Below are 21,639 nucleotides of genomic sequence, written 5' to 3'. Positions count from 1 at the left end.
GCTCCCCTCGTCCGGCCGCTACAGACCGACCGCGCCGAGCGGACGGTGCAGCAGCACCTCCATCACGAAGCGCGAGCCGACATAGGCCAGCAGCAGCAGCACGCCGCCGGCATACAGCCAGCGCGTCGCGCGCCGGCCGCGCCAGCCGAAGAAGCGCCGCCCGGCCAGCAGCCCGGCCAGCACCACCCAGCCCAGCAGCGAGAACACCGTCTTGTGGTCCCAGTGCCAGACCGGCGTGAACCAGGCGCCCAGCAGCAGCGCCAGCGTCAGCATCGCGAAGCCGGCGGCCACGAAGCGGTAGGTCAGCCGCTCCAGCGTCAGCAGCGGCAGCCCCGGCCGCCCGGTCGGCTCCAGCCGCACCGCACGCGCGCGGTCGCGCAGCAGGCGCTCGGCCCGGTCCAGCCAGGCCGCATGCAGCACCGCCGCCGCGACCAGCCCGTAGGAGGCGAGCCCCATCATCCAGTGCAGCGGCGCCCACGGCGAGCCCGCGTGCAGGCCCTCGCCCGGGAACAGCGCCGCCAGCGCCAGCGTCACCGCGCCGGCGGTCGCCAGCCAGCGCCGCACCGCCGGCACCGGCAGGAAGCGGCTCTCCAGCGCATGCAGGCCGATCACCATCCAGGCGGTGGCCGCCAGCGCCGGCGCGAAGCCGAAGCGCACGCCGGACACGCCCTCGCCGAGACCGAACAGATGCATCACGCCGGCCAGGCCATGCGCGATCCAGGCCAGCGGCAGCAGCCGATGGCGCCAGCCCTGCGCACCGGGCAGCATCGCCAGCACATAGCCCGCCAGCGCCGCCAGCGACGGCACCAGCCACGGGGACAGGCCGGGAGACATGGGGGTCGATAGAATCACCCGCACAGTGTACTAATCCTCCTCACCCGGGACACCCGATGGCCTCCGCCCTTTCTGAACGCCTGTCACGCATGGTCAAGACGATGCGCGGCCAGGCCCGCATCACCGAGTCGAACGTGCAGGACATGCTGCGCGAGGTGCGCATGGCCCTGCTGGAGGCCGACGTGGCGCTGCCGGTGGTGCGCGACTTCATCGCCCGCGTCAAGGAGCGCGCGCTCGGCGCCGAGGTCGCGACCTCGCTGACCCCGGGCCAGGTGCTGGTGAGCATCGTGCAGAAGGAGCTCGCCGCGACCATGGGCGAGGGCGTGGCCGACCTGAACCTGGCCACGCAGCCGCCGGCGATCATCCTGATGGCCGGCCTGCAGGGCGCGGGCAAGACCACCACCACCGCCAAGCTGACCCGGCACCTGATCGAGCGCCGCAAGAAAAAGGTGCTGACCGTCTCGGCCGACGTCTACCGCCCCGCCGCGATCGAGCAGCTCAAGACCGTGACGAAGCAGGCCGGCGGCGAGTGGTTTCCCTCCACCGGCGAGCAGAAGCCGCGCGACATCGCGCTGGCCGCGCTGGACTACGCCCGCAAGCACTTCTTCGACGTGCTGATCGTCGACACCGCCGGCCGCCTGGCGATCGACGAGGCGCTGATGGCCGAGATCCGCGACCTGCATGCCACGCTCGACCCGGTCGAGACGCTGTTCGTCGTCGACGCGATGCAGGGCCAGGACGCGATCAACACCGCGCGCGCCTTCAAGGAGGCGCTGCCGCTGACCGGCATCGTGCTGACCAAGCTCGACGGCGACAGCCGCGGCGGCGCGGCGCTGTCGGTGCGCCAGATCACCGGCGCGCCGATCAAGTTCGCCGGCGTGTCCGAGAAGATCGACGGCCTGGAGGTCTTCGACGCCGACCGCCACGCCGGGCGCGTGCTCGGCATGGGCGACATCGTCGCGCTGGTCGAGGAGGTGCAGAAGGGCGTCGACATCCAGGCCGCGCAGAAGCTCGCCGAGAAGGTCAAGGGCGGCGGCGACTTCGACCTCGACGACTTCCTGGCGCAGATCAGCCAGATGAAGAAGATGGGCGGCCTCTCCGGCCTGATCGACAAGCTGCCCACCGAGATCGCCGCCAAGGCCGGCCAGGCCGACATGGACAAGGCCGAGCGCGACGTGCGCCGCATGGAGGGCATCATCCGCTCGATGACGCCGCTGGAGCGTCGCAAGCCCGAGCTCATCAAGGCCAGCCGCAAGCGCCGCATCGCCACCGGCGCGGGCGTGCAGGTCCAGGAGGTCAACCGCCTGCTCAACCAGTTCGAGCAGATGCAGACCATGATGAAGAAGATGAAGGGCGGCGGCCTGATGAAGATGATGAAGCGCTTCGGCGGCAAGAAGGGCCTGCCCGGCATGGGCGGCGGCATGGGGGGCATGGGCGGCATGGGCTTCTGATCGATGCATCGGCGCGACACCCGCCAGGGTGTTTCGCCGACAGGGTCTCACGCCTGTAACAGCGCACCGACCGGGTGTCTGGACCGCCCCGAACCTGTTACATCCATCACACCTTTGACGGGATTGACGTCAGGCACCGGCACAGGTAGCTTGACGGAATGAATTTTCCATCTGTCGATTTCTCGAATGGCGGACTGCTGATCGCGGTCTGCGTCGGTGCGGCGGTGATCGTCTGGCTGTGGCGCCAGCTGGCGCAGCGCCGGCAGGACGTGAACCGGCCGGGACGGCCGCGCTCGCTCGACGCCGTCGACACCGTCATCGGCTGGCCGCCCGAAGCCACCCGGGTGCTGACGGTGCGCCACCAGCGCGCGATGGAAGTGCTGCGCCGCGCGATGCCCGACCACCTGATCCTCGCGCAGGTGCCGCTGTCGCATTTCATCAAGGTGCCGACCCGGCTGTCGTATGTCGAGTGGCTGCGCCGCGTCGGCCATGTCTGCGTCGACCTGATGGTCTGCGACGCCGCCTCCAACGTGCTGGCGGTCATCGAGGTGCGACAGGCCGACAAGATGGAGTCCGAGCGCGCCCGCAAGCGCCATCAGCGCGTCGAGCGCGTGCTGCGCGCCACCGGCATCCCGCTGCATGTCTGGAACGAGGCCTTCCTGCCCGATCCGGTCGCGGTGCGCCGCACGCTGCTGCCCGAGGACCTGCAGGCCGACCGCCATGTCGACGCCGGCCCCGACACCAGCCCGCTCGACTTCGGACGCCATCGCCGCCCGGGCCGCGAGGATCTGGATCCGCCGCGCAGCACCTGGTTCGACGAACTGCATGCAACCCAGCCGGTGCGGCTGGACGAGGAAAGCGTGGACGTGTCGATCGACGGCACCCCGGTGATCGGCGGCGGTTCGGGCCGGCCGGCGATGCAGGCGCGCTGAACGCCCCGGCGCCAGACCGCCGACTTCACGGCGAATGGCGCTCGAAGGCCGCCGGATGCACGATGTTCTCGTCGCGGCATGCGTCCGGAGACGCAAAAGGGCGACCCAAAAAAAAGAGCCCCGGCAATGGGCCGGGGCTGCGAAGCCTTAACGCTGTCAACACGGTAAGGCACCTGCTCAGGGAGGAAAAGCAGGGAATGATCGCCGAGCGGCGTGTCATTCAAGGTGAATCTTAACACCTGCCCTGATTTTGGCAATGCCCGGATTGCCCCTGTGGACTCGTGTCAGCTTCCCGATGTAGCCGGCGCAGTAGGCGCGGGAGCGGACTTGACCGACACTGCACGCCTGCCTCCTGAATCCACAGATTCCGCCATGTCGATCTCCATCCGCCATCCGCTGCACCGCCCCCGTCGTCTGCGCCGCGACGCCTTCACCCGCGATCTGGTGCGCGAGCATCGCCTGCATCCCAGCGACCTGATCTATCCGGTCTTCGTGCTGGAAGGCCAGGGCCAGGTGCAGGATGTCGGCTCGATGCCGGGCGTGCAGCGCCGCAGCCTCGACCAGCTGCTGCCGGTGGCCGAGCAGTGCGTCGAGCTGGGCATTCCGGTGATGGCGCTGTTCCCGGTGCTGGGCCCCGAGGGCAAGACGCCCGACGGCCGCGAGGCCTGCAACCCGGAGGGCCTGGTGCCGACGGTGGTGCGCGAGCTCAAGAGCCGCTTCCCCGGGCTGGGCGTGATGACCGACGTCGCGCTCGACCCCTACACCAGCCACGGCCAGGACGGCCTGATCGACGACACCGGCTACGTGCTCAACGACGAGACCATCGAGGTGCTGGTGCAGCAGGCGCTGACCCAGGCCGAGGCCGGCGTCGACATCGTCGCGCCCAGCGACATGATGGACGGCCGCATCGGCGCGATCCGCGAAGCGCTGGAGGCGAAGCGCCTGATCCACACCCGCATCATGGCCTACAGCGCCAAGTACGCCAGCGCCTTCTACGGCCCCTTCCGCGACGCGGTCGGCTCGGCCGGCAACCTCGGCAAGAGCAACAAGAAGGTCTACCAGATGGACCCGGGCAACAGCGACGAGGCGCTGCGCGAGGTGGCGCTGGACATCGCCGAGGGGGCCGACATGGTGATGGTCAAGCCCGGCATGCCGTATCTGGACATCGTGCGCCGGGTGAAGGACGAGTTCCGCGTGCCGACCTTCGCCTACCAGGTCAGCGGCGAGTACGCGATGCTCAAGGCCGCCGCGCTCAACGGCTGGCTCGACCACGACGCGGTCATGATGGAGTCGCTGCTGGCCTTCAAGCGCGCCGGCGCCGACGGCATCCTGACCTACTTCGCGCTCGACGCGGCCCGGCTGATGCGCCAGCAGGGCTGAAGCCCGTGCGGCCGATGCGGATCTTCCTGATCGCGGACACCTGCACCGAGCTCGACGCCCTGCCCGACCATCTGCCCGAGCGCGGCTTCCTCTGGGTGGCCAGCGCGCGGCGCGAGTTCGAGATCGGCGTGCCGGTGCTGCAGTCGCGGCTGCACCAGTGGGGCTGCGGCCCGCTGGTCGACCTGCATGTCTCGGACCTGCTGAGCAACCAGCTGCCCTCCCATTTCGACTACACCTCCTGGTACGACCTGATGGTCTTTCGCCGGCTCGCGGCGGCGCCGGGCAGCAGCGAGCTCTTTCTCGACGAGGAGCACGGCACGCTGGCCTCGGCGCGGCGCGCACTGCAGGCGATCGACACCAGCCCGGTCGGCTTCGCCGTCTACGACCGGCTGCTGATGACGGTGCATCCGGCCGACTGCCAGGTGCGCGAGCATTTTGCGCAGCGGCTGCTGCAGATGCCCGCGGGCGGCAACGGCGCCAGCCGCATCCCGCCCAGCCCGGCCGACCTGATGCTGCGCATCGTCAACCACATGGTCGACAGCTACCTCGAGCTGCGCCGGCTGCTGACCCGCCAGCTCGCGACGCTGCAGCAGGAGCTGTTCGGCCCGCGCAGCCGCAGCGTCGACTGGCAGATGCTGCTGGAGTCGCGCAACACGCTGCACATGCTCGAGGACATCTGCGAGGACCAGCGCAGCGCGGTGCAGGAATGGATCGACGCACTCGACGAGTGGCCGCCCGAGGCCGACGACCACGCCCGACGCGAGCGCGAGCTGCTGCGGGTGCGCTCGCGCGACGTGCTCGAGCACATCGAGCGGGTGCTCGGCCATGTGCGCCGGCTGGAATCCTCGATCGAGAGCGCGGTGCAGATGCATTTCTCGGCGGTCGGCCAGCGCACCAACGACATCATGCGCACCCTCACCGTGCTGACGGCGATCTTCCTGCCGCTGAACCTGGTGACCGGCATCTTCGGGATGAACTTCGACGCGCTGCCGCTGATCCACGCCGCCGACGGCTTCTGGGCCGCGCTGGCGCTGATGCTGGCGCTCGGCATCGGGCTGTCCGCCTTCTTCTGGCGCAAGCGCTACCTCAGCAGCCACCACTGAGGGCCGGGACCGGCCTCAGCCGCCGGCCTGCCGCAGCACCTCGCGCGCCAGGCACAGATCCTCCCAGGAGCGCGACTTGTCGGCCGGGTTGCGAAGCAGGTAGGCCGGGTGGTAGGTCACCACCACCGGAACGCCGTGATAGGCGTGCACCCGCCCGCGCAGCCGCCCGATCGGCTCGCCGGTCTGCAGGATCGACTGCACCGCGAAGCGGCCCATCGCCAGGATCAGCTTCGGCGCCACCAGCTCGACCTGGCGCTTCAGGAAGGGCTCGCACTGCGCGACCTCCTGCGGCTCGGGATTGCGGTTCATCGGCGGGCGGCACTTCAGCACGTTGGCGATGTAGACCTGCTGCTCCGGCCCGGCCTCGGCGCGGGTCAGGCCGACCGCGCGCAGCATGTTGTCGAGCAGCTGGCCGGCCTTGCCGACGAAGGGCTCGCCCCGGAGGTCCTCCTGCTCGCCGGGGGCCTCGCCGACGATCATCCACTGCGCCTGCTCGTGGCCGACGCCGAAGACGGTGTTGCGGCGGCTGCGGCACAGGCCGCAGGCCTCGCAGCCGGCGACCGCCTCGCGCAGCGCCGGCCAGTCCATCGCCGCCACGCCGGACGGGCGCGCGGCCAGCGGCCGCGGCACGGATGGCGGATCCGGCTCGGTCGACACGGCCGCCGGCCGGGACATCCGGACCGGCGCAGGGGCAGGGGCAGGAGACGGCACCGGCGCCTGGACAGGCACGGGGACCGCCACCGCGGCGGGCACCGGCTCGGGCATCGCAGCCTCAGGCACGGGCACCTCGGCAGGCGTCGGCGGCAGCCACAGCGTCACGCCCATCTCGCGCAGCATCGCCTGCTGCCGGTCGCTCCAGCGTGCGCTCATCCGGCCGCCCCGGGCTGCAGTTCGAGGCACAGCACCAGCGCGTCCTCGCGCCGGCCGCCCGCGTCCGGGTAGTAGTCGCGCCGCACGCCGACCTGGGCATAGCCCAGCCGCTCGTAGAGCGCACGCGCGCGGGTGTTGCTGGGGCGGACCTCCAGCCACAGGCATTCGGCGCCCTCGGCCAGGGCATGCTCGCGCAGCGCCTGCATCAGCGGGCGTGCCAGGCCGCGGCCCTGGTGCTCGGGCGCGACCGTCACGTTCAGCAGATGCCACTCGCGAAAGCCCGCCATCGCCACCAGATAGCCTAGCAGCTCGCCCTCGGGCGAGACCAGGCAGCGCGTCAGGTAGCCGGCCGCGATCGAGTCGACGAAGTTGCCGCGGCTCCACGGAAAGGGATAGGCGCGCACCTCGATCGCCATCACCGCGTCGAGCAGCTGCACGCCCATCGGCAGCAGCACCGGCTCGCCCCCGCCGGCAGCGGCGCTCATGCGGCCTCCCCGCGGGCGGCGCGGGCCGCGGCCTCGCGCTCGGCGGTGGTCTGAGCGACCTTGTCGCGCACATAGAGCGGCAGCGCGACCGCCGGATCGAGCGTCGCACCGGCCGCCCAGGCCGCTCGCGCCAGCTCGGCCAGCGCCAGGCCGTCGGGCACCGCCTGCGCATCGGTCGCCAGGCCGAGCGCGGCGGCCAGCGACGGCAGCACCTCGGCCTGCGCCAGCAGCGCATTGCCGGCGATCGGAGCCGGGCGCGCGGCGATCGCCTCGGCCAGCGCCGCCGGCGACCACAGCGCGACCGCGCCGTCGGCCTGCCAGCCGCCGCCGGGCACCGCGGTCCAGCGGGCGGCGTAGATCTCGCCCATGCGCGCGTCGAGCGCGCTCCAGACCGCCGGGGTGGCCGCCTCGCCGAGCCGGCGCCGCGCACATGCCGCCAGCGCCGCCAGCGTGTCGAGCGCCAGCATCGGCCGGCCGGCGCCGACCGCCAGGCCCTGCGCGATCGCGCAGGCGGTGCGCAGGCCGGTGAAGGCCCCGGGCCCGCGGCCATAGCCGATCGCGTCGAGATCGCGCAGCGCCAGCCCGGCCTCGGCCAGCAGCGCGGCGACCTGCGGCAGCAGCGCCGCCGAGGCCTGCGCGCCGCCGGGCAGCGCCCGGACAAGCACGTCCGGGCCGTCGACCAGCACGAGGTGGACGGTGTCGGTGGCGGTATCGACCGCAAGAAGACGGGGCGAGGACATGGGGGGCGGAGCGAGCGACGGCGGTCCGCCAGTGTAGCGGCGCCCCCCCGGCGACTCCGTATCATCCGGCCTCTGCCCTGGATGCCACGGAGGATGACGATGCTGCCGGCCCTGTCGGGAACCTGGTGCCGCGCCGCGGTGCCGATGCTGCTGCTGGCGCTGGCCGGGGGGGGCCGCGCGGCGCCCCCCGACGAGGCGCCACCGGCGCTGCGTGCCGCGCTCGAGCGCGCCCGCATCGAGCCGGGCGCGCTGTCGGCCTGGGTCGCGCCGGCCGAGGGCGGCGAGCCGCGGCTGGCGCTGCGCCCGGCCGAGGCGGTCGCGCCGGCCTCGGTGATGAAGCTGGTGACGACGGTGGCGGCGCTGGAGCGGCTCGGGCCGGTCTTCCAGTGGCACACGCCGATGCTTGCGGCCGGACCGGACCGCATCCTGCGCGGCAGCGGCGACCCGCGCCTGACCGGCGAGCGGCTGACGCTGCTGCTGCGCCAGGCGATGGACGCCGGCGGCGCCACGATCGACGGCGACCTGATCCTCGACCGCGGCGCCTATGCGCTGCCCGCGCATGATCCGGCCGCCTTCGACGGCCAGCCGCTGCGGCCCTACAACGTCGGGCCGGACGCGCTGATGATCGCCAACCGCAGCGTGGTGCTGACGCTGCGGCCCGAGCCGGCGCGCGGCGTGGCGCGCGTCGCGGTCGATCTGCCGCTGGCCGGCGTGCAGTGGCCCGAGACCGTGCCGCTGGCCGGCGGCGACTGCCAGGACTGGCGTGCGCAGCTCGCGCCGGACTTCTCCGATCCGTCGCGGCCGCGGCTGGCCGGGCGCTTTCCGGCCGCCTGCGGCGAGCGCGGCTGGCCGATCGCCTTTCCCGATCCGGCGCCGGCGGGCTTCGCCGCCCGTGCGGTCGAGGCGCAGTGGCGGGCGCTGGGCGGGCGCATCGGCGGCCGGGTGCGCGAGGGCCGCACGCCCGCCGGCGCGACCGTGCTGAGCGACTGGAGCTCGCCGGCGCTGCCCGAGGTGCTGCGCGACATGAACAAGCACAGCAACAACATGATCGCGCAGCAGGTGCTGCTGGCGCTGGCGCCGGGTCAGCCGGCGCAGCCGGCCACCTTCGAGGCCGCGCGGGCCGAGGTGCAGTCGCTGGTGCGCGCGCACGGCTGCCGCGAGGACGAGCTGGCGATCGACAACGGCTCGGGCCTGTCGCGCCAGGAGCGCATCACGCCGCGCTGCCTGGGCCGGCTGCTGCAGTGGGCCTGGAGCCGGCCGTGGATGCCGGAGCTGCTGTCCTCGCTGCCGGTGGCCGGCATCGAGACGACCGCGCGACGGGCGGTGGCGGCCAGCGGCCGCGCGCACCTGAAGACCGGCTCGCTCGACGGCGTGGCCGCACTGGCCGGCTATGTGCACGGCGAGGACGGCCGCCGCCATGCGCTGGTGGCGATCCTGAACCACCCGAAGGCTGGCGGCGCGGAGTCGCGCGCCGTGCTCGACGAGGTCGTGCGCTGGGCGCTCGACGACCTCGCCCGGCCGCCGGCCGTCGGGGCCGACGATCAGAACGGGTTGTTGCGGGCGCGGTTCAGCGCGGCGCTGCCCACGCGGGACTGCCAGTTCGGACCCGGCACCTGCGCGCCGGCCCACAGGTAGGTCGTGCCGCTGGACGCGGCGCCCGACACCAGCGTCGCGGTCGTGCACGAGGTCAGCGGCGTGACGGTGCAGGCGACGTCGGTGTTGTTCGTCAGCGAGTAGCTCGCCAGACGCGTGTTGTCGGACATGCTGACGGTGAGCTCGTCGCCGGTGATCAGCGCGGCGTACTGGCCGTCGTTGGCCACCGCCAGGCGCATCGCCTCGACGAAGGAGGTCGTCAGCTCCTTCAGCATCGTGCGGCGGTCCTCCGAGCCGGAGGAGGCGACCTCGGAGGCGGCGAACGGCGAGTAGCCCAGGTGGGCCGGCGTCGCGTACAGCACCCGGCCGCCGCTGCCCGAGGCGGTGATGGTGTTGACCAGCGTGCCCAGCGTCCTGCCCAGCGCGGCGACCTGCGCCTTGGCCTGGTCGCGGGTCAGCGTGCCGGCGACCCAGCTCGCGTAGGCCTCGAGAATGTCGTTCTGCCCGGCCATCAGCGTGACCAGCGTCGTGCGAGAGAAGCCGGTCGAGGCCTGGTAGGCGCCGACCGCCGACACGACGTCGGCGACCTTGGCGCCGGCCACCGCCTTCATCTCGGCCGAGGTGGTCAGCACGCCCGAGCTGTTGCACTGCGGAAAGACCAGCCCGAAGCCGGAGGCGACGACCTGCGGCCAGACCGGGTAGGTCGCGCAGTCCAGTTCGGTCGAATTGGTCTTCAGCGCGTTGACGCCGTACTTGCTGCCGTCGCTGTTGATGACGCTGAGCTCGTCGCCGAAGGCGACCAGCTTCGTCGGCACATAGTCCTCGACCCGCTCGGAGCCGCCGCAGGCGGCCAGCAGCGCGGCCAGGGCCGCCGGGACGAGGATGGACTTCAGGACTCTCATGCAATCTCCAGCGAGGGGTTCTCGGCGCTCAGGCCGCGGCGGCGCGCTGCAGCCGGTCGCGCACGCCATCCCAGGCGGCATCGTCCGGCGGCGTCTCGACCCAGATCAGCGGCGCGCCGCTGGCATCGAGCTCGCGCAGGTCGGCGAACAGCGCATGCGCGGCCGCGGCCGCATCCGCCGGCATCCGGCGCAGCACCGTGCCGGCGACCGCGGCGCGGGCGCTGCGGGAATATACCGCCAGCGTCGGCGCGCAAGATGTCGCGCCCTTTGCAGGCGCCGGCGCGCTCGCGCCCCAGACCGTCAGCGCCGCGTCGATCTGCGCGGCCGTCATCAGCCGCACCTTGGCGCTCGGCGCGTAGTGCGCCTCCAGCGTGCCCGAGGCGCGCGGTGCCGAGCCGTCCCGGGCCACCAGCGCCTGGCCCGCGGCGGCCTCGATCTCGGCCACCGTCAGCCGCCCCGGGCGCAGCAGCACCGGCCGGCCGTGGTCGCGGCTGCAGTCGATGATGGTCGACTCGATGCCGACCTCGCAGTCGCCGCCGTCGAGCACCAGCAGATCGTCCTGGCCCGCGATGCCCTCGAACTCGGACACCACATGCGCGGCCTGCGTCGGGCTGACGCGGCCGAAGCGGTTGGCGCTCGGCGCGGCCACGCCCGGCACGCCCAGGCCGGCCGCCTCGCGCAGCAGCGCGCGCGCGACCGGATGATCGGGGCAGCGCAGACCGACCGTGTCCTGGCCGCCGGCGGCCTCGGCCGCCAGCCCCTCGCGGCGCGGCACGATGACCGTCAGCGGCCCCGGCCAGAAGGCCGCGACCAGGCACCGCGCCACCTCGGGCAGCGCGCCGTCGCGGGCGAACACCTCGGCGCCGGCCGCGTCGGCGACATGCACGATCAGCGGGTGGTCGCTCGGTCGGCCCTTGGCGGCGAAGATCTTCGCGACCGCCTCGGCCCGGTCGGCGCGCGCCCCCAGGCCGTAGACCGTCTCGGTCGGCAAGGCGACCAGCTCGCCGGCGGCCAGCCGCGCGGCGGCCTCGGTCACCGCGGCGGCCAGCCCGGCGGGCGTCGTGGCATCGAGCAGGCGCGGCATGGCGCGGCTCAGAACGGCTCGATGCCCAGCAGCGCCGCGGCCTGCAGCGCGGTCTCGCGCGCGGCCGCCGGCGTCGCGCCGGTGATCGTCAGGTGGCCCATCTTGCGGCCGCGCCGCGCGGATTCCTTGCCGTACAGGTGCAGGTTCGCCCCGGGCAGCGCCAGCACCGCGGCCCAGTCGGGCGTGCGCTCCTGGCCGGCCGCGTCGAACCAGAGGTCGCCCAGCAGGTTCAGCATCACGGTGGGCGAATGCAGCCGCGGCTTGGCCAGCGGCAGACCGGCCATCGCGCGCACCTGCAGGTCGAACTGCGACAGGTCGCAGGAATCGATCGTGTGGTGGCCGGAGTTGTGCGGGCGCGGCGCCATCTCGTTGGCGACCAGCGAGCCGTCCTCGAGGATGAAGAACTCGATGCACAGCACGCCGACATAGCCCAGGTCGGCGGCGATGCGCGCGGCACAGCCGATGGCCTCGGCCTCCAGCGCGGGCGTGCCGGCCGGCGCCGGCACCGTGGTGACCGCCAGGATGCCGTCGCGGTGCAGGTTCTGCTGCAGCGGGAAGGCGACGACGCGGCCGTCGCGCCCGCGTGCCACGATCACGCTGACCTCGAAGGCCAGCGGCAGGCGCTTCTCCAGCACGCAGGTCACGCGCCCGAGCTCGGCCCAGCCGGCCTCCAGCGCGGCGCGGTCGGCGACGCGGATCTGGCCCTTGCCGTCGTAGCCCATGCGGGCGGTCTTCAGGATGCCGGGCAGCAGATCGTCGGGCACCGCGGCCAGCGCGGCCTCGTCGGCGATCACCGCATGCGGCGCCACCGGCACGCCGCAGTCGACGAAGTGGGCCTTCTCGGCGGCGCGGTCCTGGCAGACCGCCACCGCGTCGCCCGAGGGCGCGACCGGGCGGCGCTCGGCCAGCCGGCGCAGCGCCTCGGCCGGCACGTTCTCGAACTCGGTGGTGATCGCGTCGGCGGTGTCGGCCAGCGCCTGCAGGCCGGCCTCGTCGAGGTACTCGGCCTGCACATGCGCGTGCGCCACCAGACCGGCCGGGCTGGTCGCGTCCGGGTCGAGCACCGCGGTGCGGAAACCCAGCTGCTGCGCGGCGTGGACGAACATGCGGCCGAGCTGGCCGCCGCCCATGACGCCCAGCGTCAGTGCGCGCTCGGGATCGGCCGCGGCGCGGTCGCCGGGCAGCAGTCGGATCGTCATCAGCCCTGACCCTCCAGCGGCGTGAGCTCCATCGCGCGGGCCGCCTCGGTCTGGCGGGCGCGGAAGGCGTCGAGCTCGGCGCGCAGCCGCTCGTCGTGGTTGGCCAGCAGCGCGACCGCGAACAGCGCCGCGTTGGCCGCGCCGGCCACGCCGATCGCGAAGGTCGCCACCGGCACGCCCTTGGGCATCTGCACGATCGAATGCAGCGAGTCCACGCCCTGCAGATGGCGGCTGGCCACCGGCACGCCGAGCACCGGCACCGGCGTCTTGGCCGCGAGCATGCCCGGCAGGTGGGCCGCGCCGCCGGCGCCGGCGATGATGGCCTGCAGGCCGCGCGAGCGCGCGTTCTCGGCGTAGCGGAACATGTCGTCGGGCATGCGGTGCGCCGAGACGACCTGGGCTTCGAAGGGCACGCCGAAGTCGGCGAGAATCTGGGCGGCGTTCTTCATGGTGTCCCAGTCGCTGTTGGACCCCATGACGATGCCGACCACGGGCGAGGCGCTGTTCAAGGCGGGCTCCGGGCTTGGGCAAAGGCGTGATTTTAGGCGCGCCGGCCGCTCCGGGCTTGCTTTCGTCCGGCTTCGCCCCCAGATGAGCCGGATGGAACGGCCAGACCCGTCCGACGAGACTTCCGCGCACGCGACTGCCGCGTGCCGCCACCAGGTGCCGCGATGATCGACATCACCCTCCAGAACTTCGAATCCGAACTGATCCAGGCCTCGATGCAGCAGCCGGTGCTGCTCGACATCTGGGCGCCGTGGTGCGGCCCGTGCAAGCAGCTCGGCCCGGTGCTCGAGAAGCTCGAGACCGAATACGCCGGCGGCTTCGTGCTGGCCAAGCTCAACGCCGACGAGGTGCCCGAGATCGCCGGCCAGCTCAGCCAGATGTTCGGCGTGCGCTCGATTCCCTTCTGCGTGATGTTCGCGCAGGGCCAGCCGGTCGACGGCTTCGTCGGCGCCATCCCCGAGGCGCAGATCCGCGAGTTCCTCGCCAAGCATGTGGCCACGCCCGAGCAGGTCGAGGCCGAGGAGGACGTCGAGGAGGCCGAGCAGATGCTCGCCGGCGACAAGCCGGACATCCAGGCGGTGCTGGAGCGCCTGCGCGCCGCGGTCGAGACCGATCCGGCCAGCGACGTCGCCTGGATCGACTACCTGAAGGTGCTGCTGGGCGTGGCGCGCCATGACGAGGCGGCGCTGGTCGAGGCCCGCCAGGCCTACGCGCAGGTCGCGCCGCGCGCGCTGGCCGATGCGCGCTTCGCCGCGCTCGAGCACTGGCTGCTGGCCGCCGAGGCGGTGCGCGACGCCCGCGCCGCCGGCCGCACGCCCGAGGCGCTGCGCGCGGCCATCGCCGCCGCGCCGCGCGACTTCGCCGCCCGGCTGGAGCTGGCGCGCCACCTGTTCGCCGCCGGCGCGATGACCGAGGCGATGGACGAGCTGCTCGAGATCCTGATGCGCGACAAGGGCTGGAGCGACGGCCTGGCGCGCAAGACCTATGTGGCCATCCTGGAGCTGATGAGCAAGCCGGCGCCCAAGCCCTCGACCACCGAGACCAAGAGCACGCTGGAGGTGGCCGGCCGCGCCGCGGTCGTGCAGGGCGATCCGGTCGTCGACCAGTACCGCCGCCGCCTCAGCATGGCGCTGTTCTGAGCCCGAGCCGGTCCAGGCCGGCCAGCAGCGCCGCGATGCGCTGGCTGTAGAGACGGAAATGGTCGGCGGCCCGCCGGCCATGCTGCTCGGCCACCTCGTCGAGCCCGATGCGGTGGTGCACCCGCGCCAGCATGCCGTGCGCGATCGCCAGATCCTCGGGCTCGGTGGCGCCATGCAGCGCCGCCTGCGCCGCGCGCGCGGCCTGCAGCGCCGCGTCGCCGCGCCCCAGCGCGGCCAGGCACCAGGCCTGATCGGCGCGGAACACGCATTCCGACACCCCCAGCCCCTCGCCGAGCGCCTCGGCCAGATGGCCCTCGTACAGCGCCAGTGCCGCGGCCGGTTCGCCGGCCATCATCAGGATCTGCGCGCGCCGGATCGGCGGATGGTGGCTGAGCGCGCGGATCTGCATGCTGCGGTCCAGATAGACCGAGGACTCGGTGCCCAGCATCGCCCGGCGCATCAGTTCGTCCGGGCAGCCGTCCGGATCGTGCAGGTCGGCCAGCCGCGCGTCGATCACGCGCAGGAAGGCCATGTTGTACATGATCGAGCTGAGCGCGGCGCCGTCGCCCTCGGCGTTGGCATGGCGGCGCGCCTGGCCGTACCAGGGCTGGGCCTCGTCGTCGCGGCGCGCGTAGTGCAGCATGCCGGCCACCACCAGGCAGGCGCGCGAGCGAGCGCCGTGGTGTTCGGCGGCCGCGGTGCCCAGCGCGAGCGCGACATGCTCGAGCGCAGCGGCATCGTCGCGCACATGGAAGTCCAGGTGCGCCAGCCAGGCCGCGGCCAGCGCCTGCACGCGCGGGTTGCGCGCCGAGCGCGCCAGCGCCAGCGCACGGCGCACCCGGTCGCGCGAGCGGGTCGACAGGTCGGCGTAGAAGTCGCCCAGCCCTTCGGCCAGCCACAGCCAGGCGTTGAGCGCCGGCATCGTCAGCAGCTCCGGCGTCGCGCGCAGCGCGGCGACCTCCAGATGCATGCGCTCGATCTCGCCGAGCCGCGCCAGGAGCACCGCGCGTTCGGCGCGCAGCAGCGGCACCTCGCGCGGCAGCCGCGCGGCGGCGATCGCGTCGTCGAGCGTGCGCAGCAGCCGGTTCATCATGGCTGCGGCCGCCCGGCTCAGCCCATCAGGCGCTCGAGGGCCTCGCGGTACTTGGCCGCGGTGTGCTCGATCACCTCGGCGGGCAGCGCCGGCGCCGGCTTGACCTTGCCCCACGGCTTGCCGTCGATGCGCACCGCCTCGAGCCAGTCGCGCAGGTACTGCTTGTCGAAGCTCGGCGGGTTTTCGCCGGCGGCCAGGGCCGCGGCATAGCTCTCGACCGGCCAGTAGCGCGAGGAGTCGGGCGTCAGCACCTCGTCCATCAGCACCAGCGCTCCGTTCTCGTCCAGGCCGAACTCGAACTTGGTGTCGGCGATGATGATGCCGCGGGTCAGCGCATGCTCGGCCGCGGTGGTGTACAGGCGGATCGAGATGTCGCGCACCTGCTCGGCCAGCTCGCGGCCGATGATCTCGACCATGCGGTCGAAGCTGATGTTCTCGTCGTGGTCGCCGACGTCGGCCTTGGTGGCCGGCGTGAAGATCGGCGCGGGCAGCTTGGCCGCGTTGGTCAGACCCTCGGGCAGCGCCACGCCGCAGACCGAGCGGCTGTCCTGGTATTCCTTCCAGCCCGAGCCGGCCAGGTAGCCGCGCACCACCGCCTCGACCGGCAGCGGCTTCAGGCGCTTGACCAGCATCGAGCGGTCGCGGACCTGGTCGCGCTCGTCGTCGGCCACGACCGACAGCGGATCCTCGCCGGTCAGGTGGTTCGGCACGATGTGGCCCAGTCGCGCGAACCAGAACAGCGCGACCTGGGTCAGCAGCGCGCCCTTGCCGGGAATCGGCTCTTCCATGATGACGTCGAAGGCCGACAGCCGGTCGGTGGCGACCATCAGGATGCGGTCCTCGCCGACGGCGTAGTTGTCGCGCACCTTGCCGCGCGCGAGCAGCGGCAGGGAGTGGAGGCTGGAGTTGTGCAGGGCGGTGGTCACGGCGTGGACTCGGCTGAGGCTGTCTTGAAACCGGCCGATTGTAGGCGCGCGACCCCGGGTACCAAGAAGAACGGCCCGCCAGGGGCGGGCCGTCGGATCAGGAAAAACGCGCAGGCGCCCGGCAGCGGGCCGCGCGGATTCCGGGGATCAGAGCACCTTCTGCGCCAGCTCGCCGGCAGCGTACTTCTGGGCCATCACGGCCAGCGAGACGCCCTGGATGCGCGAGCCCTGGCCTTCGCAGCCGAACTCCATGTAGCGCTGCTTGCAGATCGCCTTGGCGGCCTCGCGGGCGGGCTTGAGCCATTCGCGCGCGTCGAACTTCTCCGGGTTCTCGGCCATGAACTTGCGCACCGCGCCGGTCATCGCCATGCGGATGTCGGTGTCGATGTTGATCTTGCGCACGCCGTACTTGATGGCTTCCTGGATCTCGGAGACCGGCACGCCGTAGGTCTCCTTCATCGCGCCGCCGTACTGGTTGATGATGGCGCGCAGGTCCTGCGGCACCGACGAGGAGCCGTGCATCACCAGGTGGGTGTTGGGGATGCGGGCGTTGATCTCCTTGACGCGGGAGATCGCCAGGATGTCGCCGGTCGGCGGGCGGCTGAACTTGTAGGCGCCGTGGCTGGTGCCGATGGCGATGGCCAGCGCGTCGAGCTGGGTTTCCTGGACGAAGCGGGCGGCCTCTTCCGGGTCGGTCAGCATCTGGCTGTGGTCGAGCTTGCCGACCGCGCCGATGCCGTCTTCCTCGCCGGCGTCACCGGTCTCGAGGTTGCCCAGGCAGCCCAGCTCGCCCTCGACGGTGGCGCCGATCCTGTGCGCCATCGCGACGACCTGGCGGGTCACGTCGACGTTGTAGCCGAAGTCGGCCGGGGTCTTGCCGTCCTCGCGCAGCGAGCCGTCCATCATCACCGAGCCGAAGCCCAGCTCCAGCGCGCCGGCGCAGACCTTCGGGCTGGTGCCGTGGTCCTGGTGCATCACCATCGGGATGTGCGGATAGGCTTCCGACGCGGCCAGGATCAGGTGCTTGATGAAGGCTTCGCCCGCGTACTTGCGCGCGCCTGCCGAGGCCTGCAGGATCACCGGGGCGCCGACTTCGTCGGCGGCGGCCATCACCGCCTGGACCTGCTCGAGGTTGTTGACGTTGAACGCCGGAATGCCATAGCCGTTTTCGGCGGCATGGTCCAGCAGCTGGCGCATGGAAACGAGGGGCATGGGAAGAACCTCAGAAGGGACTGGAAACCGGCGCGGGCGGCTGACCGGGCACCCGATGGGTCGAACACCCCTGAAACCACCCTGAAACTTCCGAGATTCTACGGGCACGCCATCGTGCAGATGCGCGATTTCCGCTGAAGCAGCCCCTTGGCCGGGGCCCGATGCGTGCCAATTTTGCACAACGGGGGTGACGAGTTACACGTCACCCCCGTCGGGTTACATCGCCGGCCCGCAGACCGCGGGCGGGTCCGCGGCCTCAGCCGACGCGGCAGACCTTCAGCATGTTGGTTCCACCCGGGTACCCCATCGGTTCGCCGCAGGTGATCGCGTAGGTGTCGCCCGGACGCAGCACGCCACGCTCGACCAGCAGCTGCTCGGCCGCGGCCAGCGCGGTGTCGCGGTCCTCGAACTTGGGCATCAGGATCGGACGCACGTTGCGGTAGAGCGCCATCTTGCGCTCGGACAGCGACTGCGTCGTCAGCGCGTAGATCGGCACGTCGATGCGGTGGCGGCTCATCCACAGCGCGGTCGAGCCCGACTCGGTCAGCGCCAGGATGGCCTTGCAGCCCAGGTGATGCGCGGTGAACAGCGCGCCCATCGCGATCGACTGGTCGATGCGGCCGACGGTGCGGCTGCCCATGTCGGCCTCGAAGTGGATCTCCTCGGCCGCCTCGGCGGCCTCGGCGATCGCCACCATCTGCTCGACCGTCTCGACCGGGTACTTGCCGGCGGCCGTCTCGGCCGAGAGCATCACCGCATCGGTGCCGTCGAGCACCGCGTTGGCGACGTCCGAGACCTCGGCGCGGGTCGGCACCGGGTTCTGGATCATCGACTCCATCATCTGCGTGGCGGTGATGACGACCTTGTCCATCTCGCGCGCCATGCGGATCATCTTCTTCTGCAGCGCCGGCACGGCGGCGTTGCCGACCTCGACCGCCAGGTCGCCGCGCGCGACCATGATGCCGTCGGAGGCCTTCAGGATGGCCTCGAGCTGCGGGATGGCCTCGGTGCGCTCGATCTTGGCGATCATGCCCGGCTTGTGGCGCCACGGCTCGCCGGCGACGTTGGCGAGCTGGCGCGCCATCTCCATGTCGATGGCGCTCTTCGGGAAGCTCACCGCCAGGTATTCGCACTGGAAGGACATCGCGGTCCGGATGTCCTCCATGTCCTTGGAGGTCAGCGCCGGGGCGGTCAGGCCGCCGCCCTGCTTGTTGATGCCCTTGTTGTTGGACAGCTCGCCGCCGATCTTCACGACGGTGTGGACCTTGTCGCCGCGCACCGCGTCGACGACCAGCACGATCAGGCCGTCGTTGAGCAGCAGCGTGTCGCCGGGCCGCACGTCGCGCGGCAGCTCCTTGTAGTCGAGGCCCACGCCCTCGAGGTCGCCCGGCTCGGTGCGGCTGGCGTCGAGCACGAAGGACGCGCCGGCCTCCAGCATCACCCGGCCTTCGGCGAACTTGCCGACGCGGATCTTCGGGCCCTGCAGGTCGGCCATGATCGCCACCGGCTTGCCGACGCGGGCGGCGACCTCGCGCACCAGCGTGGCGCGGTCGATGTGGTCCTGCGCCTTGCCATGGCTGAAGTTCAGCCGCACGACGTCGACCCCGGCGCGGATGATCCGCTCCAGCACCGCCGGGTCGGACGAGGCGGGGCCGAGGGTGGCGACGATCTTGGTATGGCGGGGCATCGGGCGGTCTCCTGGGTGTCGAAAAAACGCAGTGCCAGGGATTATCGACCGCCGTTCAGAACAAGGTGGTTACGAAGAACGCCGTGCTTCGGCCGCATCCGCGACCGCCAGCGCCGTCATGTTGACGATGCGGCGCATCGAGGCCGACGGCGTCAGGATGTGCACCGGCGCGGCCGCACCCAGCAGCACCGGCCCGACGGTCACGCCCTTGCCGGCGGTCACCTTCAGCACGTTGAACAGGATGTTGGCCGCATCGATGTTCGGCAGCACCAGCAGGTTGGCCGAGCCGGTCAGCGTCGAGTCCGGCAGGATGTTGCGGCGGATCTCCTCCGACAGCGCCGCGTCGCCGTGCATCTCGCCGTCGCACTCGATCTCGGGCGCGCGCTCGACGAACAGGTCGTGCGCGGCGCGCATGCGCTTGGCCGACGGGCGCTGCGAGGTGCCGAACATCGAGTGCGACAGGAAGGCGACCTTCGGCGGCAGGCCGAAGCGACGCACCTCCTCGGCGGCCATCAGCGCGATCTCGGCCAGCTCCTCGGCGGTGGGCTGCTCGTTGATGAAGGTGTCGGTGATGAAGAGGTTGTGTTCCTCGAGCATCAGCGCGTTCATCGTCGCGAAGACCTTGGCGCCGGCCTTCTGGCCGATGACCTGGCGCACGTAGTCGAAGTGCGTGTCATAGCGGCCGTGCAGGCCGCAGAGCATGCCGTCGGCATGGCCGAGCTTGACCAGCAGCGTCGCGATCAGCGTCGTGGAGCGGCGCACCGCGGCCTTGGCGGCCTCGACCGACACGCCGTCGCGCTTCATGATGCGGTGGTATTCCTCCCAGCATTCGCGGAAGCGCGCGTCCTCGTCGGGGTTCACCACCTCGAAGTCGACGCCCGGCTTCAGCCGCAGGCCGGCGCGCTCGATGCGCGAGGCGATCACGCCCGGGCGGCCCACCAGGATCGGCCGGGCCAGCCCTTCGGCCAGCACCGCCTGCACCGCGCGCAGCACGCGCTCGTCCTCGCCCTCGGCGTAGACGATGCGCGCCGGATTGGCCTTGGCGGTGGCGAACACCGGGCGCATGAACATGCCGGTCTGGTAGACGTAGCGGGTCAGCGAGTCGCGGTAGGCGTCCAGATCGGCGATCGGGCGCTCGGCGACGCCCGACTCGACCGCGGCCGCGGCCACCGCCGGCGCGATGCGCAGGATCAGGCGCGCGTCGAAGGGCTTCGGGATCAGGTACTCGGGGCCGAACTTCAGGTCCTGGCCGGCATAGGCAGCCGCGACCTCGTCGCTGGTCTCCTCCTTGGCCAGCGCGGCGATCTCGCGCACGCAGGCCAGCTTCATCGCCTCGGTGATCTTCGTGGCGCCGCAGTCCAGCGCGCCGCGGAAGATGTAGGGAAAGCACAGGACGTTGTTGACCTGGTTCGGATAGTCCGAGCGGCCGGTGGCGATGATGCAGTCGGGCCGCGCCGCCTTGGCGATCTCGGGGCGGATCTCCGGCTCGGGGTTGGCCAGCGCCAGGATGATCGGCTTGTCGGCCATCGTCGCGACCATGTCGGCGGTCAGCACGCCGGCGGCCGAGCAGCCCAGGAAGACATCGGCGTCACGCACCACGTCGGCCAGCGTCTTCGCGTCGGTCTTCTGGCAGTAGCGCTGCTTGGACTCGTCCAGGCGGTCGCCGCGGCCTTCGCGGATCACGCCCTTGGAGTCGCAGACGAAGATGTTCTCGACCTTCACGCCCAGACCGACCATCAGGTCCAGGCAGGCGATCGCCGCCGCGCCGGCACCCGACACCGCCATCTTCACTTCGCCGATCTTCTTGCCGACCAGCTCCAGGCCGTTGAGCAGCGCCGCGCCCGAGATGATCGCGGTGCCGTGCTGGTCATCGTGGAAGACCGGAATGCGCATGCGCTCGCGCAGCTTCTTCTCGATGTAGAAGCACTCGGGCGCCTTGATGTCCTCGAGGTTGATGCCACCCAGCGTCGGCTCCAGCGAGGCGATGATCTCGACCAGCTTGTCCGGATCGCGCTCGGCCAGCTCGATGTCGAAGACATCGATGCCGGCGAACTTCTTGAAGAGGCAGCCCTTGCCCTCCATCACCGGCTTGGACGCCAGCGGGCCGATGTCGCCCAGGCCCAGCACCGCGGTGCCGTTGGTGACCACGGCCACCAGGTTGCCGCGCGAGGTGTACTCGGCCGCCTTCGACGGATCCTGCTCGATCGACAGGCAGGGATAGGCCACGCCGGGCGAGTAGGCCAGCGACAGGTCGCGCTGGTTCATCAGCGGCTTGAGCGGGGTGACGGCGATCTTGCCCCGGACCGGCGCACGGTGATATTCGAGCGCGGCATCACGCAGAGCCTGTTCGGCGGGAGACAAGGATTGGGTCATCGAGGGCGCTCCTGAAGCACACAAATCAACAAGGGAGCGCAGATTACTGCCGACGAAAGCGGCCCGCATGCGTACTTCCCGTGCGCAAGGGCCTGAAAGCGGGGTTCATGCCGCCAGCCGCAGTGCTCA

Annotated in this window: 19 protein-coding genes; 6 read left to right on the top strand and 13 right to left on the bottom strand. The window is 71.8% G+C overall.

Translation table 11 applies throughout. The annotated features are described in order from the left end of the window. Nucleotides 1-18: 18 nt before the first annotated feature. On the bottom strand, nt 19-834 hold the full coding sequence (locus tag HNQ01_RS01465; protein ID WP_173803531.1) for a cytochrome C assembly family protein: 816 nt from the start codon (nt 832-834) through the stop codon (nt 19-21). A gap of 56 nt (nt 835-890) precedes the next feature. Between HNQ01_RS01465 and ffh the strand changes: the two genes are divergently transcribed. The 4 genes from ffh to HNQ01_RS01445 all read left to right on the top strand — a co-directional run bounded on the left by ffh (nt 891) and on the right by HNQ01_RS01445 (nt 5,700). After that, nucleotides 891-2,285, top strand: coding sequence for a signal recognition particle protein (ffh, locus tag HNQ01_RS01460; RefSeq protein WP_173803530.1), 1,395 nt, complete (start codon nt 891-893; stop codon nt 2,283-2,285). A gap of 158 nt (nt 2,286-2,443) precedes the next feature. After that, on the top strand, nt 2,444-3,217 hold the full coding sequence (locus HNQ01_RS01455; RefSeq protein WP_173803529.1) for a DUF2726 domain-containing protein: 774 nt from the start codon (nt 2,444-2,446) through the stop codon (nt 3,215-3,217). A 372-nt stretch (nt 3,218-3,589) separates the two neighbouring features. Then, nucleotides 3,590-4,597, top strand: a complete 1,008-nt coding sequence (hemB, locus tag HNQ01_RS01450; RefSeq protein ID WP_173803528.1) for a porphobilinogen synthase — start codon at nt 3,590-3,592, stop codon at nt 4,595-4,597. A 14-nt stretch (nt 4,598-4,611) separates the two neighbouring features. Continuing rightward, nucleotides 4,612-5,700: a magnesium transporter CorA family protein gene (locus HNQ01_RS01445; protein ID WP_173803527.1), complete on the top strand. Its 1,089-nt coding sequence runs from the start codon at nt 4,612-4,614 to the stop codon at nt 5,698-5,700. Nucleotides 5,701-5,715: 15 nt separating this feature from the next. Here the strand turns inward: HNQ01_RS01445 and HNQ01_RS01440 are convergent, their stop codons facing one another. From HNQ01_RS01440 to tsaB, 3 genes are read right to left on the bottom strand one after another with little or no spacing between them, the layout of a single operon-like run. Then, the gene (locus tag HNQ01_RS01440) at nt 5,716-6,570 is read right to left on the bottom strand and encodes a uracil-DNA glycosylase (RefSeq protein ID WP_173803526.1); all 855 of its coding nucleotides are present in this window, start codon (nt 6,568-6,570) and stop codon (nt 5,716-5,718) included. Further along, complete coding sequence (gene rimI / locus HNQ01_RS01435; RefSeq protein ID WP_173803525.1) at nt 6,567-7,055, bottom strand: ribosomal protein S18-alanine N-acetyltransferase; 489 nt, start codon at nt 7,053-7,055, stop codon at nt 6,567-6,569. Before rimI ends, HNQ01_RS01440 begins: the two co-directional genes overlap by 4 nt. Next, nucleotides 7,052-7,795, bottom strand: coding sequence for a tRNA (adenosine(37)-N6)-threonylcarbamoyltransferase complex dimerization subunit type 1 TsaB (tsaB, locus tag HNQ01_RS01430; RefSeq protein ID WP_173803524.1), 744 nt, complete (start codon nt 7,793-7,795; stop codon nt 7,052-7,054). The genes rimI and tsaB overlap by 4 nt, the downstream gene beginning before the upstream one ends. Nucleotides 7,796-7,894: 99 nt before the next feature. Between tsaB and dacB the strand changes: the two genes are divergently transcribed. Further along, nucleotides 7,895-9,430 carry a D-alanyl-D-alanine carboxypeptidase/D-alanyl-D-alanine endopeptidase gene (dacB, locus tag HNQ01_RS01425; protein ID WP_173803523.1) on the top strand — a complete coding sequence of 512 codons (1,536 nt, stop codon included), beginning with the start codon at nt 7,895-7,897 and terminating at the stop codon, nt 9,428-9,430. Here dacB and HNQ01_RS01420 read toward each other — a convergent pair. From HNQ01_RS01420 to purE, 4 genes are read right to left on the bottom strand one after another with little or no spacing between them, the layout of a single operon-like run. Continuing rightward, a complete protein-coding gene (locus HNQ01_RS01420; RefSeq protein WP_173803522.1) occupies nt 9,337-10,290 on the bottom strand; it encodes an SGNH/GDSL hydrolase family protein in 954 nt (317 codons plus the stop codon). The two genes, dacB and HNQ01_RS01420, sit on opposite strands and share 94 nt — an antisense overlap. Nucleotides 10,291-10,318: 28 nt before the next feature. Next, nucleotides 10,319-11,374, bottom strand: a complete 1,056-nt coding sequence (locus HNQ01_RS01415) for an L-threonylcarbamoyladenylate synthase (protein ID WP_173803521.1) — start codon at nt 11,372-11,374, stop codon at nt 10,319-10,321. 8 nt (nt 11,375-11,382) lie between these two features. Beyond that, the gene (locus tag HNQ01_RS01410) at nt 11,383-12,573 is read right to left on the bottom strand and encodes a 5-(carboxyamino)imidazole ribonucleotide synthase (RefSeq protein WP_173803520.1); all 1,191 of its coding nucleotides are present in this window, start codon (nt 12,571-12,573) and stop codon (nt 11,383-11,385) included. Next, nucleotides 12,573-13,049, bottom strand: coding sequence for a 5-(carboxyamino)imidazole ribonucleotide mutase (gene purE, locus HNQ01_RS01405; RefSeq protein ID WP_173803692.1), 477 nt, complete (start codon nt 13,047-13,049; stop codon nt 12,573-12,575). Before purE ends, HNQ01_RS01410 begins: the two co-directional genes overlap by 1 nt. Nucleotides 13,050-13,244: 195 nt before the next feature. Here purE and HNQ01_RS01400 point away from each other — a divergent pair, with 195 nt between their 5' ends. Next, complete coding sequence (locus tag HNQ01_RS01400) at nt 13,245-14,219, top strand: tetratricopeptide repeat protein (protein ID WP_173803519.1); 975 nt, start codon at nt 13,245-13,247, stop codon at nt 14,217-14,219. Here HNQ01_RS01400 and HNQ01_RS01395 read toward each other — a convergent pair. The 5 genes from HNQ01_RS01395 to HNQ01_RS01375 all read right to left on the bottom strand — a co-directional run bounded on the left by HNQ01_RS01395 (nt 14,200) and on the right by HNQ01_RS01375 (nt 21,510). Continuing rightward, nucleotides 14,200-15,309 carry a hypothetical protein gene (locus HNQ01_RS01395; protein WP_173803518.1) on the bottom strand — a complete coding sequence of 370 codons (1,110 nt, stop codon included), beginning with the start codon at nt 15,307-15,309 and terminating at the stop codon, nt 14,200-14,202. The two genes, HNQ01_RS01400 and HNQ01_RS01395, sit on opposite strands and share 20 nt — an antisense overlap. 20 nt (nt 15,310-15,329) lie before the next feature. Then, nucleotides 15,330-16,238 (bottom strand): phosphoribosylaminoimidazolesuccinocarboxamide synthase, encoded by a 909-nt coding sequence (locus HNQ01_RS01390; RefSeq protein WP_173803517.1) that lies wholly within the window; start codon nt 16,236-16,238, stop codon nt 15,330-15,332. Nucleotides 16,239-16,385: 147 nt separating this feature from the next. Next, complete coding sequence (gene fba / locus HNQ01_RS01385; RefSeq protein ID WP_173803516.1) at nt 16,386-17,450, bottom strand: class II fructose-bisphosphate aldolase; 1,065 nt, start codon at nt 17,448-17,450, stop codon at nt 16,386-16,388. Nucleotides 17,451-17,706: 256 nt separating this feature from the next. Next, the gene (gene pyk / locus HNQ01_RS01380; protein WP_173803515.1) at nt 17,707-19,137 is read right to left on the bottom strand and encodes a pyruvate kinase; all 1,431 of its coding nucleotides are present in this window, start codon (nt 19,135-19,137) and stop codon (nt 17,707-17,709) included. A 69-nt stretch (nt 19,138-19,206) separates the two neighbouring features. Next, nucleotides 19,207-21,510, bottom strand: a complete 2,304-nt coding sequence (locus HNQ01_RS01375) for an NADP-dependent malic enzyme (RefSeq protein WP_173803514.1) — start codon at nt 21,508-21,510, stop codon at nt 19,207-19,209. Between the last annotated feature and the right edge of the window lie 129 nt (nt 21,511-21,639).

The sequence above is a fragment of the Sphaerotilus uruguayifluvii genome (assembly GCF_013294065.1).
GTDB classification, from domain to species: Bacteria; Pseudomonadota; Gammaproteobacteria; order Burkholderiales; family Burkholderiaceae_C; genus Sphaerotilus; species Sphaerotilus uruguayifluvii.
The sequence above is the reverse complement of the archived record's forward strand: the minus strand, read 5'-3'. Positions and strand labels throughout refer to the sequence as shown.

What these genes read in the sequence shown, in the direction of transcription:
- HNQ01_RS01455 (WP_173803529.1), top strand. Translation starts at nt 2,444, where the DNA reads ATGAATTTTCCATCTGTCGATTTCTCGAATGGCGGACTGCTGATCGCG.
- HNQ01_RS01400 (WP_173803519.1), top strand. Translation starts at nt 13,245, where the DNA reads ATGATCGACATCACCCTCCAGAACTTCGAATCCGAACTGATCCAGGCC.
- HNQ01_RS01375 (WP_173803514.1), bottom strand. Translation starts at nt 21,510, where the DNA reads ATGACCCAATCCTTGTCTCCCGCCGAACAGGCTCTGCGTGATGCCGCG.
- ffh (WP_173803530.1), top strand. Translation starts at nt 891, where the DNA reads ATGGCCTCCGCCCTTTCTGAACGCCTGTCACGCATGGTCAAGACGATG.
- rimI (WP_173803525.1), bottom strand. Translation starts at nt 7,055, where the DNA reads ATGAGCGCCGCTGCCGGCGGGGGCGAGCCGGTGCTGCTGCCGATGGGC.
- fba (WP_173803516.1), bottom strand. Translation starts at nt 17,450, where the DNA reads ATGCCCCTCGTTTCCATGCGCCAGCTGCTGGACCATGCCGCCGAAAAC.
- HNQ01_RS01395 (WP_173803518.1), bottom strand. Translation starts at nt 15,309, where the DNA reads ATGAACCGGCTGCTGCGCACGCTCGACGACGCGATCGCCGCCGCGCGG.
- HNQ01_RS01440 (WP_173803526.1), bottom strand. Translation starts at nt 6,570, where the DNA reads ATGAGCGCACGCTGGAGCGACCGGCAGCAGGCGATGCTGCGCGAGATG.
- purE (WP_173803692.1), bottom strand. Translation starts at nt 13,049, where the DNA reads ATGGGGTCCAACAGCGACTGGGACACCATGAAGAACGCCGCCCAGATT.
- dacB (WP_173803523.1), top strand. Translation starts at nt 7,895, where the DNA reads ATGCTGCCGGCCCTGTCGGGAACCTGGTGCCGCGCCGCGGTGCCGATG.
- tsaB (WP_173803524.1), bottom strand. Translation starts at nt 7,795, where the DNA reads ATGTCCTCGCCCCGTCTTCTTGCGGTCGATACCGCCACCGACACCGTC.
- HNQ01_RS01465 (WP_173803531.1), bottom strand. Translation starts at nt 834, where the DNA reads ATGTCTCCCGGCCTGTCCCCGTGGCTGGTGCCGTCGCTGGCGGCGCTG.
- HNQ01_RS01445 (WP_173803527.1), top strand. Translation starts at nt 4,612, where the DNA reads ATGCGGATCTTCCTGATCGCGGACACCTGCACCGAGCTCGACGCCCTG.
- pyk (WP_173803515.1), bottom strand. Translation starts at nt 19,137, where the DNA reads ATGCCCCGCCATACCAAGATCGTCGCCACCCTCGGCCCCGCCTCGTCC.
- HNQ01_RS01415 (WP_173803521.1), bottom strand. Translation starts at nt 11,374, where the DNA reads ATGCCGCGCCTGCTCGATGCCACGACGCCCGCCGGGCTGGCCGCCGCG.
- HNQ01_RS01410 (WP_173803520.1), bottom strand. Translation starts at nt 12,573, where the DNA reads ATGACGATCCGACTGCTGCCCGGCGACCGCGCCGCGGCCGATCCCGAG.
- HNQ01_RS01420 (WP_173803522.1), bottom strand. Translation starts at nt 10,290, where the DNA reads ATGAGAGTCCTGAAGTCCATCCTCGTCCCGGCGGCCCTGGCCGCGCTG.
- hemB (WP_173803528.1), top strand. Translation starts at nt 3,590, where the DNA reads ATGTCGATCTCCATCCGCCATCCGCTGCACCGCCCCCGTCGTCTGCGC.